Source organism: Psychrobacter sp. TS_SC_6 (assembly GCF_056156305.1).
In genome coordinates this window covers 1,942,863-1,956,182 of sequence record NZ_CM149590.1, presented here as the reverse complement: position 1 = coordinate 1,956,182, position 13,320 = coordinate 1,942,863, and the positions used below count along the sequence as shown (strand labels likewise).

Below are 13,320 nucleotides of genomic sequence, written 5' to 3'. Positions count from 1 at the left end.
AGAAATATGATAAAGCCTTTCTTTTACCAGTCTTGGGCGCTGGTACCTGCCATACTGGTCTTGACACTTTGATTCATGATAAGAGCAGCAAAGGCATCGCTATGAGGTTTAAGCACCAGTTTTTTTGCATCAATAAGGGTTAAGTCATTGGTATCAAGCGCAGCTTGCAAGTCTTGCATAGTGTGTGCCAAAGACTGCTTAGTATCTTCTGAAAGCAAAGCGTCAAAATCTTTCAATGCCGATTGCAGGGCCAGTATCTCACGTTCTGCTTCAACCTTGGTTTCAATCAATGAGCGCGCGTTTTTGTCTTCTTCAGCGTATTTAAATCCTGCAATTAGTAACTGTTCTTTTTGTTCATCAGACAAGCCATAAGAAGGCACAATCTCAATTTTATTTTCGGTCTTGGTAGTGGTTTCCTGTGCACTCACTGTTAGCTGCCCATTAGCATCAATGCTAAAAGTCACTTCAATACGGGCAAATCCCGCTTTCATGGGCGGAATGCCATATAGCTCAAAGCGTCCCAGTGAACGACAGTTATCGACAGTCTCGCGCTCACCTTGTACCACATGAATCACCATGCCAGTCTGGCCATCTTGATAAGTGGTAAATATTTGGCGTTTCTTAACTGGAATAGGGGTATTACGCGGGATAAGTACCTCAACCAAACCGCCCATGGTTTCAAGACCAAGCGATAGCGGAGTGATATCTAACAACAATAAATTATTATCACTATCACCGTTGACCAGTTGATGTGCAGTTTGTGCCGCACCTAAAGCAACGACTTCATCTGGATTTATTCGACAAAGTGGCTGCTTTGCAAAAAAATCAGTAACCACTTGTTTAACAGCAGGCATGCGGGTCGAGCCGCCAACTAAAATAACTTCATCTAAGTCAGATGTTGAAAGTTTAGCATCACGTAATACTTGTTCGCAAACGCTTAAAGTGCGGCGATTGACTGGGTCTGCAATCGCTAATAAATCTTCACGGCGCAATATGCCCTTAAAAGATTGCTCATTCACGATGATATCAATCTCAACTTGCTCAGCATCCGTCAGTGCTTGCTTATAAGCTTTGGCTTGTTGAGCAAGGATTGACTTATCATGCAAACTGACGTCTTTAGGATCGATGTTCAACTGCTTGATCAGCCAATTGGTCAATAAGCGATCGATATCATCGCCACCAAGTGCACTGTTACCACCTGTCGCTAGCACCTCAAAAACACCATCGTTTAGCTTTAAAATAGACACATCAAACGTACCGCCGCCCAAATCATATATAAGGTAATGTTTTTCAACGCCCGCATCAGTCTCTTGGTCGAGACCATAAGCAACCGCAGCAGCAGTAGGCTCATTTAGTAGACGCAGTACCTTGATACCTGCTGCTTGAGCAGCATCTTTAGTCGCTTGACGCTGTGCTTCATCAAAATAGGCAGGCACAGTAATGACGGCACCTTGAATACTATCCTCAGGCAATGCGCTAGCAGCACGCTGTTCAAGCGCTGCTAAGATACGCGCTGACACTTCAACAGGAGACACTGATCCTTGTGCAGTGACAAAAGCGGGCATCTCATCTTTGCCACCACTTAGCTCATAAGGATGAGAGAATTTGATATCAGCTTGGCTACGACCCATAAAGCGCTTGGCTGAAATGATGGTATTTTTTGGATCATCTACTACGTGGGCGAGGGCATCCGAACCAACCAATGGGCTACCTTCACTTGGATAATACACCACAGAAGGCAACAAGGTATCTGTCGCTGTGCTTGCTTGCAAAACTTGTGCCTTGCCTGAGCGTACCACGGCGACCAGTGAGCGTGTCGTACCAAGGTCAATGCCTAGGCCAAAACGATGCTCATGAGGGCGGGTGCTTTGATTGGGTTCAGCAATTTGCATTAAGGACATAAGATAACTCAAAGATAAAATGAATAAGTGAGATGATACAAGGACGATAGATCGACTACCATCATTACAACATAAAACAGTTTTGCTATAAATAGGCGAATCAATTACACATATAAATCATCGTCATCTAAATGTGTAGCCGCTGAAATTCCATCAATGGCTGTCAAGACGTCAGCATTTAACTTTACCAAAAACTTCAACTTTTGGGTCGAACCAATAGCGGTTTGCCAGTCTTGAGTCTTATAAGCATTTTTAAAGCTTGCTGACTGCTTTGCTAGACGTTCTGTAATCTGTGGATATAACTGCTTTAGCGTCGCTATGTCTTGACCACCAATAGCGTCGTCCAAATCCATACGCATTTCCATAGCGTCTTCTAAAAAATCTAGATCGGCGATGGAATGCTCTAGGCTTTGCGCTTGACCTGCCATATCTAGCAAGTAGCTGGCTCGACTATCAGGCGAACTCAGAGTTTGATAGCCCTGATTAATAAGCGCTGATGCTTGCTCAGATTGCTGCTTCGCCTTTGTGATATTAGCTACATTTTTTGCGACATTGTCAGGATGATAGCGTTTTTGCAAAAGACGTAAACGCTGATCCAAATTGTCTTGTACAATATCAAACTGCACAGGCTGCTCAAATAAGGCAAAAAAATTATCAAACTGCGGTTCTAATACGGTGTCTGTCATATCGTCTGCCTTTATTTTATTTATTATTTTAAGGGCTTATATTTAATTTAATAAAACGCTTATACTGTAAAGGATTCACCGCAGCCACATTCGCCTTTCTGGTTAGGATTGCTAAATTTAAAGCCTTCATTGAGGCCTTCTTTTTCATAATCCATTAACAAACCATCGAGATATACCAAGCTTTTAGGGTCAATAAAAATACTAACACCAAGGCTCTCATAACGGGTGTCATTTTCGTCAGGGATATCGACGAACTCTAATACATAAGCTAAGCCTGAACATCCTGCCGTACGAATACCTACGCGTATGCCTTCGCCTTTACCGCGATTGTCCAAAAACTCACGCACATGTTGAGCGGCGCGTTCTGTCATTTCAATCATGCCAACTCCCATTGACTATCAATAATAGGGATAAAAATTCAAAATAAGTAATGAAATAAAAAGGTGACAATTACATAAGCGTCATTGTCACCTCCTTGGCGTTAGCTGCTTTTTGGCAGCTTGCGCTTTTATACAGAGAACAAGTTGCTAAATACTATATAGTAAACTGCTTATATACTACTTAATATAGCTAGTCGTTTTAAAGACAGCTAAGCTTAAGCAGGAACATGCTTGCCTTTATAATCACTGATAGCCGCTTTGATAGCATCTTCTGCAAGGACTGAGCAATGCACTTTTACGGGTGGTAATGCCAATTCTTCAGCAATGTGGCTATTCTTAATTTCACCAGCTTGATCCAAGCTTTTGCCTTTTAGCCACTCAGTAACGAGCGAGCTTGACGCAATGGCTGAACCACAACCGTAAGTTTTGAAACGTGCATCTTCGATAATACCGTTATCATCGACTTGGATTTGTAAACGCATGACATCACCACAGGCTGGTGCGCCGACCATACCAGTGCCGACATTTTTGGCATTTTTATCAAGATTGCCAACGTTGCGTGGATTTTCGTAATGATCAATAACTTGGTCACTATAGGCCATGGGGTTTTCTCCTGGTTAGATGATGAGCCGTCATTTAATGGCTGTCTTTGTTAATAGGTTACTGGCTCATCGATAATTGGGGTCAAACACTTAATGTAGAATTGTCTGATTCGTTAACTATGGCGATATTTTTATGTTTAATAGAAAAAGTAGATAAAAATATCACTGTTGCCATTATTTTTTAAATTATAAAGCTTAAATTGAGTATTAGTGCTCAGACCATTCTACTGAATCTAAATCAACGCCTTCTTGATACATATCCCAAAGTGGCGATAGCGCACGTAATTTATCAACGGCTTGATGCATCTGGCTGATAACCGTATCGATATCTTCTTCAGTAGTATAACGACCAAAGCTAAATCTGATTGAGCTATGTGCCAACTCGTCTGGGCGACCAATAGCGCGCAGCACATAAGATGGCTCAAGAGTCGCTGACGTACAAGCTGAACCTGATGATACCGCTAAGTCTTTTAGCGACATCATTAATGATTCGCCTTCAACAAAGTTAAAGCTGATATTTACAATATTAGGTACACTGTTTTCTAAGTCACCATTTAGATAAATCTCTTCAATATCTTGTAGACCATCCCACAGTTTTTGGCGTAATTTTGCCGCATGGGCATGGTCTTCTTGATAGCGCTCATTGGCTAACTCAAATGCCGCCCCAAGACCCACGATTTGGTGAGTCGGCAAAGTACCTGAACGCATACCACGCTCATGACCACCGCCATGCTGCTCGGCTTTTAGGCGAATACGCGGCTTGCGACTAACAAATAGGGCACCAATACCCTTAGGACCATAAGCTTTATGACCTGAGAAACTCATTAGGTCAATTTTCATCTCTGCCAGATTGATAAGTACTTTACCGACAGATTGTGCGCCATCAACGTGAAAGATAACACCTGCTTCGCGCGTGATTTCACCAATCGCTGCAACATCAGTCACCGTACCAAGCTCATTATTCACCATCATGAGTGATACTAGAATCGTATCTTCACGTAAAGCAGCTTTCACTTGCTCTGGTAAAATCATACCAGTGCTTGGCTGCGGCTCAAGATACGTAATCTCAAAACCTTCTTGCTCAAGCTCACGGCAAGTATCTAATACCGCTTTATGCTCAATTTTACTGGTAATAATATGCTTACCACGAGACTGATAAAAATGAGCCGCACCTTTGATGGCTAAGTTATCAGATTCTGTCGCACCAGAGGTAAAGACGATTTCACGAGGATCAGCATTGATGACCTCAGCAACTTGCTGACGAGCCGTTTCTACCGCTTCTTCTGCTTGCCAGCCGTAGCCATGCGAGCGTGATGCTGGGTTACCAAAGATGCCATCTACCGTCAGATATTCGCTCATCTTGGCAGCGACTGACTTAGCAACTGGCGTCGTGGCGGCATAATCTAAATAAATAAGGGTGTTATGTTGGCTCATGCTGGGTTTGCCTCGCTGGTCGATAAAGTAATAGTGTTAATGTCTTTTATAGAAATATCTTTTAGAGCATCGCTGTGCTGCCGGTCTGATACAGACTGCACGTGCTCCATGTTTAATAATTGCGCTAATGTTATATTTTTCAAGTACTGCTCTACATGATTTGATAATGCACACCACAAATCATGGGTCAGACACATTGTACCACCTTGGCAGTCGCCGCGTCCTTCACACTGCATGGCATTGACCGATTCATCGACAGCAGAGATGATACTCATCACATCAATCTGATCAAGCGGCTTTGCTAAATAGTAACCGCCAGCGGCACCGCGAATACTGGTAACCAAACCACGCTTACGAAGTTTTGAGAATAACTGCTCGAGGTAGGATATAGAAATGGACTGTCGCTTGGCAATATCGGATAAAGACACCGCGCTTTCTTGTTGGCTGGTTTGTAATGCCAAATCTAGCAAAGCAGTCACGGCATATCTGCCTCGAGTAGTTAAACGCATGTGTTATCTCCAAACTTTTTAAGGATAATTTTATTTAACAACGTTCTTAGTTCGGTCAGATGTTTGAGATAGCCAGTCACATATGAATAGCTATGCTACTGATAAGAAAAATCATCTGTCGACTAAGTGTGTCTTATCGTTATTAAACAACAGATGGTTTACCCGATGTGTGCAACGACAAGGTAATTATACTCAATCCTGAGTAATTTAGTCAAGATTAAAGTGTGGTTGAATGGTTAGTGATATTAATGACAATGATTGATAAAAACAATGATTGGATATAAAACGAAAAAAGCGCTTGATAGACGATATGTCATATCAAACGCTCTTAAGAAATATTTTAAAAAACCATCTATACATCAGATTATGTTTTGAACATTAATTTATCACAAACAGTGCAATGATGGCAGCAAGAGCAATAATAGAAGCAATTATTGTCGTGATGATAAAAGTCTTTTGTTTGCTTTGTAGCTCCTTGACAGCGGTTTCGAGCTCACGATTTTTGATGGTCAAAGTAGTAATTTCGATTTGCTGTTCTTTAATACGTAGCTTATAGCTTTCTTTTTTATCTGCCATTTCCGCTTCACTCGGCTTGGGCTTGCTTTTCCCGCCCTTAATTTTTTTAATTAAGCCTTGAATTAAGCTACCTAGACCAAGCTGCATAATAAACTGCTTAACCAGCTGAACCTGTACTGTTTCACCACGCATTTGCAGCTTTTCAGTTGTTTCACTATCATGCGTGGTAATGGCATTTATCACTTGCAGGCTATAAGCATTTATCACTACGTCAGGCTCACTGCGACCAATAGGTAACCTGTCATCTAGTAATACGCCTTTGGTACTAAAAGTAGCGAACACCTCTACATGTGGTAGATATAATCTAAGCGCAACGACAGTTTCTTGCTTAGCAAGTGGATAAGCGGCTTTACGGAGTTCTGGATCTAAACGTAACAATAGGGTCAGCGCCGATTCGATAAACACCAAAATGACATTAAGAAAAGAGTGAGACAACGTAGAACGCTTCATGTAGATAATCCGTTTTTATTGTTCAAATAAAACATAAGAAGATAAGTAAGGGTTGAAACCGACCCAAATTGTGCAATGACATTGCGCTTATAGTAACGCCTTTATGATAAAAAGTAACGCTGGTTTCTGTCAGTTGTAAAATTATTACCTGACAACAATTCTTTTATTTACTGTGTTAGAAGTTGCCATTCATAAGCAGTATTTATAAAGACCACTTTAAGTACTTGCATCAATTCATGAAGACTTAGAGATAACTTAAAAGATAAAATAGCGAAATTATTAAAATATTGCATCAGCTTTAGGTAACATTGGGTGTCAAATACGTTGTAGAGTGCACAAAAATATGTAAAATTGCTTGCGCTCCTTATGTTGCCTTGCTATAAAGGCGATAACAAAGCAAAACCTGTTTATGCATGAGCCAAGTGGTTTTTATTGCTTAAGTGCTCTGAGAGCGATACAATGCTTGGCGTGAGCGTTTTTTTACCCCCTAAAACTTGAAGGAAATTTTATGAACAAGTCAGAATTAATTGATAGCATTGCTGAGAAAAGTGGTCTAAATAAGACTCAAGCTGGTGATGCATTGAATGCCGTTATGGAAAGCGTTGGCGAAGCTCTAGAAGCTGGCGATAGCATTTCACTAGTTGGTTTTGGTACTTTTAGCGTAAAAGACCGTAAAGCACGTACTGGCCGTAACCCTAAGACTGGTGAAGAGCTAAGTATCCCAGCTAGCAAAGTACCAAGCTTCAAAGCTGGTAAGAACCTAAAAGAGCGCTTGAACTAAGCCATAGCTATGCAATAGCAGGTGACAGTTTATATCTTCTATAAGCGACTCATCAAAAAAGCACCTAGATATTAGGTGCTTTTTTTAGTGCTATAGTTTGTATTATATCGCTTGAATATTTTGAGTCTGCATCAAAAATCACGTATCATAGGGCGCGCGACAGAGATGTTGTTCGAACAAAGACGGTGTTATCCGCCTTGAGCGACCATAATTAAATGCACCCCTTCTTAGTTTTACCATTTTCTTACCATTGCCAGCTTGTAGAGCGTTGATATTATTAATAGTATTACAATGGTTTTCATCAATATAGGTTAATAAAGCAGAGATAACTATGGATAAATTGCGCGATTTCTTAAAAAGCTGGCCGGGTCGCATTTTATTGATTTTATGCCTATCGCCACTCGCTCTATTGGGCGTCGAAAGCTACTTTGGTGGTAATGTTGATCCCAATCAGATCGCTCAGGTAGGGGAAGCGAGTATCGGCCTATCAGAGTATCAAACGGCAGTAAACAATCGCCGTACTGAGCTTTTAGAGCAAGTTGATGATGCCAGTTTATTAAATGAAGATGTGCTACATGAGCAAGTATTAAAAGGTCTGATAGACCGTACTTTGCTAGAGCAACAGGCTGGTAAGCTTGGTATGACAGTCTCTGATGACACCATCAATCGTCTACTGCGTCAAGAAGAAATCTTTAAAGGTGCAGATGGCGAGTTTTCAAACGATCAGTTTGCAAGCTTTTTACGTCAGCGTAATATGACCAAAGATCAGCTATTTTCTGAGTTCCGCAATCAGTTGAGCTTAGATCAGCTGAATGCCAGTATCGTTGGCACTGCTGCATACCCGATGAAAGCAGTCAGTCAGCTGATTGATTTACAGCTAGAGTCACGCAATATCTGGTTACATCGTTTTAATTGGCAAGATTATGTGTCAAACGTTAAATTGAGTAAAAATGACATCCAAGCATATTATGATGCCAATAAAGACACGCTAAAGAGCGCTGCTATGGTCGATGTGGCTTACCTGCAGCTTAGCCCTCAGACCATCCAAATCAACGAGGTGACTAAAGAGGACTTACAGCAGCAGTACGAAGTCTATAAGCAAAGCCTTGCCGTCGTCGATGAGCGTAAAATCAGCCAAATCTTATTAACTGGTAGCGATGCCAAAGTACGTGCTGATAAAATTAAAGCGCGTCTTGCCAAAGGTGAAGCCTTTGCAAAGGTTGCTAAAGCTGAGTCAGATGATCCATCAGGCGAAACAGGCGGTGATATCGGACGCTTTAATCCCTCAGTATTTGGCAATGACGCTGCAGCAGTAGAAAAAGCGTTAGAAGGTTTGAGTGTAGGCGATGTCAGCGTACCAGTGAAGACCAGCTTTGGTTATCAGATATTTACCGTGACTGAAGATAATGGTAACAAGATACCAAGCCTTGAGAGTATGCGTGATGATTTGATAGCCAAAGCAAAAGACTACAAGCGTCAAGAAATCTACGCTGACAAAGTAACGGCAATTAATGACTTAGCTGCAGATGGGTTTAGTATTGAAGATATTGCTCAGCAAGAAAATGTGTCATTAAAACGTCTTAAAGATTACCGCAAAGAGAATAATAAATCTGTCCTTGCCCAGCCAGCGGTGATTAAACAAGCGTTTGATGAGTTTACCATTCAAGACCAAGCGGTTACCGCCGGTATCGAAGTTGGCAATGGCACAGTATGGGTGCAGCCAAGTAACTATCGTCCGAGCAAAACATTGTCTTTAACTGCTGCGACGCCTAGAATCACGCAGTTATTACGTCAGCAAAAAGCCAGTGAATTGGCGTTAAATGATGCGAAAAAACTTGCGGCTGGCATCAAAACTACCGCTGATATTAATAAGCAAGGGGTAACGTTCCAAGCACTTGGTGAGATCAACCGTCAGACTACACAGCTGACGGAAAAAGAGCGCGGCTTAGCGTTTAGTAAGCAAGCACCTGAGAACGGTGTGGTTGCCGTAGCAAGTAAAACAGAAATGGGCGCAACGGTATTGGTTGGTGATCGTATCAAAACAGAGCAGCAATCGCCATTATCTGATGCGCAAAGAGCGCAAACCGCAGCGATTATCCGTGATAATTTAGGCCAAGATCAGTTGCAAGATTACTTAGACTATTTGCGTTTGATGTATAAGGTTGAGATTAATAAAGCCAATATGGAAAATGCTCAAGGGAGATAAGTACTTTATGCGCTATCCATTTTAAATAGATCTATTTTTAAACATTTAAAAAGCCACTGTAATCATACAGTGGCTTTTGTTTATTCAAGAGGATGAGTTTTTAATGAGGATAGCGCTCAATCACAAATTAATGACGGAAATGACGCATACCCGTGAATACCATGGCGATACCGTGCTCATTTGCAGCAGCAATGGTTTCATCATCACGCATAGAGCCACCCGGTTGGATAATCGCCGCAATACCTACTTCGGCAGCGTTATCGATACCATCACGGAATGGGAAGAAAGCATCAGATGCCATCACTGCGCCTTCGGTTGCAAGTCCAGCGTGCTCCGCTTTAATAGCAGCGATACGGGCTGAGTTAACACGGCTCATCTGACCTGCACCGACACCAATGGTACGCTGACCTTTAGCATAAACGATTGCGTTAGATTTGACGTATTTTGCAACGTTCCAGCTAAACAGTAAATCAGCAATCTGCGCTTCGGTTGGTTGCACGTCTGTGACGATTTTTAAATCATTGGCGGTAATTAAACCCAAATCTTGCTCTTGCACCAGTAAGCCACCATTAACGCGCTTATAATCAAGCTGACGGTCACGTAGCTCAGGTGCTGGCAAGTCGCCGCAGACTAAAACACGAACGTTTTTCTTTGAAGCAGTCGCCTCTAGAACACCGTCTTCGATACTTGGTGCGATGATGACTTCAACAAATTGATTGTCGATAATGGCTTTAGCAGCAGCAAGTGTTAACGGGCGGTTAAAAGCGATAATGCCGCCGAAAGAAGATTCAGGATCGGTACTGAAGGCAGTACGATATGCTGCTACTTGATCAGTGTCGACAGCAACGCCGCAAGGGTTAGCATGCTTGACAATCACACAGGCAGGCGTACTAAAAGCTTTTACACATTCAAGCGCGGCATCAGTATCGGCGATATTGTTATAAGACAATGCTTTGCCTTGCAATTGCTTAGCAGTAGCAATAGATGCTTGATTGCTTTTTAAAGCGTTGTTTTCCACATAGAACGCTGCTTTTTGATGCGGGTTTTCACCATAACGCAGGTCTTGCACTTTTTCTAGCTGAACGTTAAAGGTACGTGAAAAATCTTCCGGCTCTTGATCCTCATTAACACGGCTGCCTAGAAAGTTGGCAATCATCCCGTCGTATTGTGCCGTATGTTCAAACGCTTTAACCGCTAAATCGTAGCGTAAGGCCTGAGTCAATGTCGTCCCATCTCCTAATGCTTCAAGTACACGTGTATAGTCAGCTGGATCAGTCACAATACCAACGTGTGCATGATTCTTTGCCGCTGAACGCACCATCGTAGGTCCGCCAATATCGATATTTTCGATAGCATCAGCCATGGTAACGTCACTACGGGCAATCGTTTCTGCAAATGGATAAAGGTTTACGACTACCAAATCAATACGCTCAATCGCATGCTCACTCATCACGGCATCATCTGTACCACGGCGGCCCAAAATGCCACCGTGAATCTTGGGATGAAGCGTTTTAACCCGACCATCCATCATCTCAGGGAAACTTGTATAGTCTGATACTTCGGTAACAGCGACATTATGCTCTGTTAGTAAACGGAAAGTACCGCCAGTCGATAACAGACCAAAACCTGCTTTAATCAGACCTTTAGCGAACTCAACGATATTGGATTTATTGGAGACCGACAGTAGTGCTAGTGGGGCTTTGCTCATAAAAAAAATTCCATAAAAAAAGCCTGACGTAAACGTCTGGCAAGGTAACAATGACAATCAGTATAGAGCATATCGTAAGTGATAAGATCATAAACTACAAACTGCCATATATAATATCGGTTAGGGTAGGTAAGTATGTCATAAATAGGACAAATCTGACTTATTAATAAGTCAGATTTGTCAAAAACATGACTTATAGTATTACATTAAACCATATATTTTGAGCTTTTTGCGTAGTGTACCGCGATTTAGACCTAAAATCTGCGCACACTTAGTTTGATTACCGCGGCTCTTTTCTAGCACCACAGACAGCAAAGGTTGCTCTATCTCTTTTAAAATAAGCTCATATAAGTCGGTTGGTATCTCATCACCTAACATTGCAAAATATTGACGTACCACACGTTCAACATGTATACGTAATGGCTCATGCGCATGACCTGTGTGATCTAAAGCAGATTCCACATCACGGATTGAGCGATGGTAGTCCTTTTCATAATAATCAAGATTACCAGCGCTTTTGTTAACATGACTGGCATTATACTGTGCCTGTGGTGTCATAAGATAATGTCCTTGGGGTTAAAGAGTAAAACCATGAGGCTCTCGTTGGTTATTATATCAAAATCAGCAGCGATCATCTTAAGAAGATGAGGTTAATGAGCGAACATCAGTCAGCGGAGATCAGTAAATGGGATTGATGTCAATTTTACTAATTTGAGCATTGGAAATAGGTACTGTAAAGAGTAACTGCTTACGACCATTAGAAGCTAATTGATTTTGTTTACCAACCAAGTACTTATCTGGTGAAGCGATAAACTCACCAATCAGTGCATGGGCACCATATATACTGACTTTTATATGAGGATATAACTGTGCTTGTGAGCTTTGGTTATTTAGAGTAGCACTTATATCGCTAGAATCAGCTGCACTGTTTATTTGACCGGGTCGATATCTGATATCACTCATAGTTAATGCAGTTAAGTCAGCACTGGGCAGGCTACAAGCTGCAATCGCACATATCGTCTGTAAGCGTTGAGCATGTGCAGGATTTTTAACTAAGTTATTTAAGTTAAACATAATGTACTGAGCAAAAAGTAGTAGTACTAGCACCAAACAGCCTAATGTCCATAGTAATGAAGCTACTGAACGATGGGATGGTGTTGGTGAGAATTTGGCATGCGCTTGTAGTCTTTTGGCATGCACCGCCTTACTACGGTCTTCCTCTTTAAAGTTGACACCCATGCTAATGAGTAATTGCGATAAATCAGTATCATTGGTTGGCGTATCTTCGGGTGGGTGCTGTTCTTTCAGCAGTTTTTCGAGCCACGAGCCATCAGCATCATTATCAATATTGGCATGAATACTGTTAGCCGCCGTTGAGCTTAAAGCCACTTCTGCGGATGAAGGAGAGCGGTTTGAATGCTTAGTAGAGGTAGAGATTTCTTCAAATAAATCAATGGATGTATCTGAATGTTTATCTAATTTTTTCACAGTACTTCTTGCTGATAGAGTGCTTTGGGCAGTGTTCTTGGTATCAGTGGCTTGTGTAAGCCAAGCATCCATATTATCTAGTGAGTCGTATTCTAGACTCTTATCAGCAAATGCCTCGATATCGTCATGAATCATGTCATCATGTATCATATCGTCATGAATTAGGATATCTGTATCATTTGAGTCTGTAGCAGCTAAAATAGAATGTTTCTTATGAGAGGTTATGTCATTAATTTTCTTATCACGCTCGCTAGAAACTTCTGTACCTGTCAGCATACGATTGCTGTCTATATCAGCAGTGACGATAAGATTGTTATTCACCAAAAACATTTGCTGGCAATATTCACAACAGACTGTCGCGGTTTTTTGATTTAACTGGGTGTTTTTTATATTAAAAATGGTATGACAATGAGGACACTGGGTCTTAATGGGTGTGGTCATAGGGTTGAATCCAAAAAGGTATCAGTAGGAATACCGTATAGCCACTCACCAACCGCTGCCAATTACTTCACTGTCATTGTTGAAGTATCATTAATTATAAACTAGGCAACTCTAGAGTAGCGCCAAATACACAACATTTAACTACTACTCTATCGTAA

General features: G+C 41.6%; 12 protein-coding genes. 2 read left to right on the top strand and 10 right to left on the bottom strand.

Annotated features, from left to right (window positions below; all coding sequences use genetic code 11):
• Positions 1-23: 23 nt before the first annotated feature.
• The 7 genes from hscA to AC0J5Y_RS08250 form a co-directional block, all read right to left on the bottom strand.
• Entirely contained in the window at positions 24-1,901 is a 1,878-nt protein-coding gene (gene hscA / locus AC0J5Y_RS08280; RefSeq protein ID WP_475130257.1) for a Fe-S protein assembly chaperone HscA, read from the bottom strand.
• Between the two features lie 104 nt (positions 1,902-2,005).
• Complete coding sequence (hscB, locus tag AC0J5Y_RS08275; RefSeq protein WP_475130256.1) at positions 2,006-2,587, bottom strand: Fe-S protein assembly co-chaperone HscB; 582 nt, start codon at positions 2,585-2,587, stop codon at positions 2,006-2,008.
• Positions 2,588-2,646: 59 nt separating this feature from the next.
• The gene (gene iscA / locus AC0J5Y_RS08270) at positions 2,647-2,967 is read right to left on the bottom strand and encodes an iron-sulfur cluster assembly protein IscA (protein WP_011280745.1); all 321 of its coding nucleotides are present in this window, start codon (positions 2,965-2,967) and stop codon (positions 2,647-2,649) included.
• A gap of 215 nt (positions 2,968-3,182) precedes the next feature.
• Positions 3,183-3,569 (bottom strand): Fe-S cluster assembly scaffold IscU, encoded by a 387-nt coding sequence (gene iscU, locus AC0J5Y_RS08265; RefSeq protein ID WP_011513983.1) that lies wholly within the window; start codon positions 3,567-3,569, stop codon positions 3,183-3,185.
• A 207-nt stretch (positions 3,570-3,776) separates the two neighbouring features.
• Entirely contained in the window at positions 3,777-5,003 is a 1,227-nt protein-coding gene (locus AC0J5Y_RS08260) for an IscS subfamily cysteine desulfurase (RefSeq protein WP_475130255.1), read from the bottom strand.
• Positions 5,000-5,512 (bottom strand): Rrf2 family transcriptional regulator, encoded by a 513-nt coding sequence (locus tag AC0J5Y_RS08255; protein WP_011513981.1) that lies wholly within the window; start codon positions 5,510-5,512, stop codon positions 5,000-5,002. The genes AC0J5Y_RS08260 and AC0J5Y_RS08255 overlap by 4 nt, the downstream gene beginning before the upstream one ends.
• Positions 5,513-5,890: 378 nt before the next feature.
• A complete protein-coding gene (locus tag AC0J5Y_RS08250; RefSeq protein ID WP_475130254.1) occupies positions 5,891-6,538 on the bottom strand; it encodes a hypothetical protein in 648 nt (215 codons plus the stop codon).
• A 508-nt stretch (positions 6,539-7,046) separates the two neighbouring features.
• On the opposite strand from AC0J5Y_RS08250, the gene AC0J5Y_RS08245 reads away from it, so the two are divergent.
• Both AC0J5Y_RS08245 and AC0J5Y_RS08240 read left to right on the top strand, forming a co-directional pair.
• Positions 7,047-7,319 carry an HU family DNA-binding protein gene (locus AC0J5Y_RS08245; protein ID WP_011513979.1) on the top strand — a complete coding sequence of 91 codons (273 nt, stop codon included), beginning with the start codon at positions 7,047-7,049 and terminating at the stop codon, positions 7,317-7,319.
• A 331-nt stretch (positions 7,320-7,650) separates the two neighbouring features.
• Positions 7,651-9,525, top strand: coding sequence for a SurA N-terminal domain-containing protein (locus AC0J5Y_RS08240; RefSeq protein ID WP_475130253.1), 1,875 nt, complete (start codon positions 7,651-7,653; stop codon positions 9,523-9,525).
• A gap of 127 nt (positions 9,526-9,652) precedes the next feature.
• Here AC0J5Y_RS08240 and purH read toward each other — a convergent pair whose 3' ends face one another.
• The 3 genes from purH to AC0J5Y_RS08225 all read right to left on the bottom strand — a co-directional run bounded on the left by purH (position 9,653) and on the right by AC0J5Y_RS08225 (position 13,162).
• The gene (purH, locus tag AC0J5Y_RS08235) at positions 9,653-11,233 is read right to left on the bottom strand and encodes a bifunctional phosphoribosylaminoimidazolecarboxamide formyltransferase/IMP cyclohydrolase (RefSeq protein ID WP_475130252.1); all 1,581 of its coding nucleotides are present in this window, start codon (positions 11,231-11,233) and stop codon (positions 9,653-9,655) included.
• A gap of 201 nt (positions 11,234-11,434) precedes the next feature.
• Positions 11,435-11,695: a DNA-binding transcriptional regulator Fis gene (gene fis / locus AC0J5Y_RS08230; RefSeq protein WP_475132131.1), complete on the bottom strand. Its 261-nt coding sequence runs from the start codon at positions 11,693-11,695 to the stop codon at positions 11,435-11,437.
• 216 nt (positions 11,696-11,911) lie between these two features.
• Positions 11,912-13,162: a DUF3426 domain-containing protein gene (locus tag AC0J5Y_RS08225; RefSeq protein WP_475130251.1), complete on the bottom strand. Its 1,251-nt coding sequence runs from the start codon at positions 13,160-13,162 to the stop codon at positions 11,912-11,914.
• Positions 13,163-13,320 lie beyond the last annotated feature (158 nt).

What these genes read in the sequence shown, in the direction of transcription:
- hscA (WP_475130257.1), bottom strand. Translation starts at nt 1,901, where the DNA reads ATGTCCTTAATGCAAATTGCTGAACCCAATCAAAGCACCCGCCCTCAT.
- hscB (WP_475130256.1), bottom strand. Translation starts at nt 2,587, where the DNA reads ATGACAGACACCGTATTAGAACCGCAGTTTGATAATTTTTTTGCCTTA.
- iscA (WP_011280745.1), bottom strand. Translation starts at nt 2,967, where the DNA reads ATGATTGAAATGACAGAACGCGCCGCTCAACATGTGCGTGAGTTTTTG.
- iscU (WP_011513983.1), bottom strand. Translation starts at nt 3,569, where the DNA reads ATGGCCTATAGTGACCAAGTTATTGATCATTACGAAAATCCACGCAAC.
- AC0J5Y_RS08260 (WP_475130255.1), bottom strand. Translation starts at nt 5,003, where the DNA reads ATGAGCCAACATAACACCCTTATTTATTTAGATTATGCCGCCACGACG.
- AC0J5Y_RS08255 (WP_011513981.1), bottom strand. Translation starts at nt 5,512, where the DNA reads ATGCGTTTAACTACTCGAGGCAGATATGCCGTGACTGCTTTGCTAGAT.
- AC0J5Y_RS08250 (WP_475130254.1), bottom strand. Translation starts at nt 6,538, where the DNA reads ATGAAGCGTTCTACGTTGTCTCACTCTTTTCTTAATGTCATTTTGGTG.
- AC0J5Y_RS08245 (WP_011513979.1), top strand. Translation starts at nt 7,047, where the DNA reads ATGAACAAGTCAGAATTAATTGATAGCATTGCTGAGAAAAGTGGTCTA.
- AC0J5Y_RS08240 (WP_475130253.1), top strand. Translation starts at nt 7,651, where the DNA reads ATGGATAAATTGCGCGATTTCTTAAAAAGCTGGCCGGGTCGCATTTTA.
- purH (WP_475130252.1), bottom strand. Translation starts at nt 11,233, where the DNA reads ATGAGCAAAGCCCCACTAGCACTACTGTCGGTCTCCAATAAATCCAAT.
- AC0J5Y_RS08225 (WP_475130251.1), bottom strand. Translation starts at nt 13,162, where the DNA reads ATGACCACACCCATTAAGACCCAGTGTCCTCATTGTCATACCATTTTT.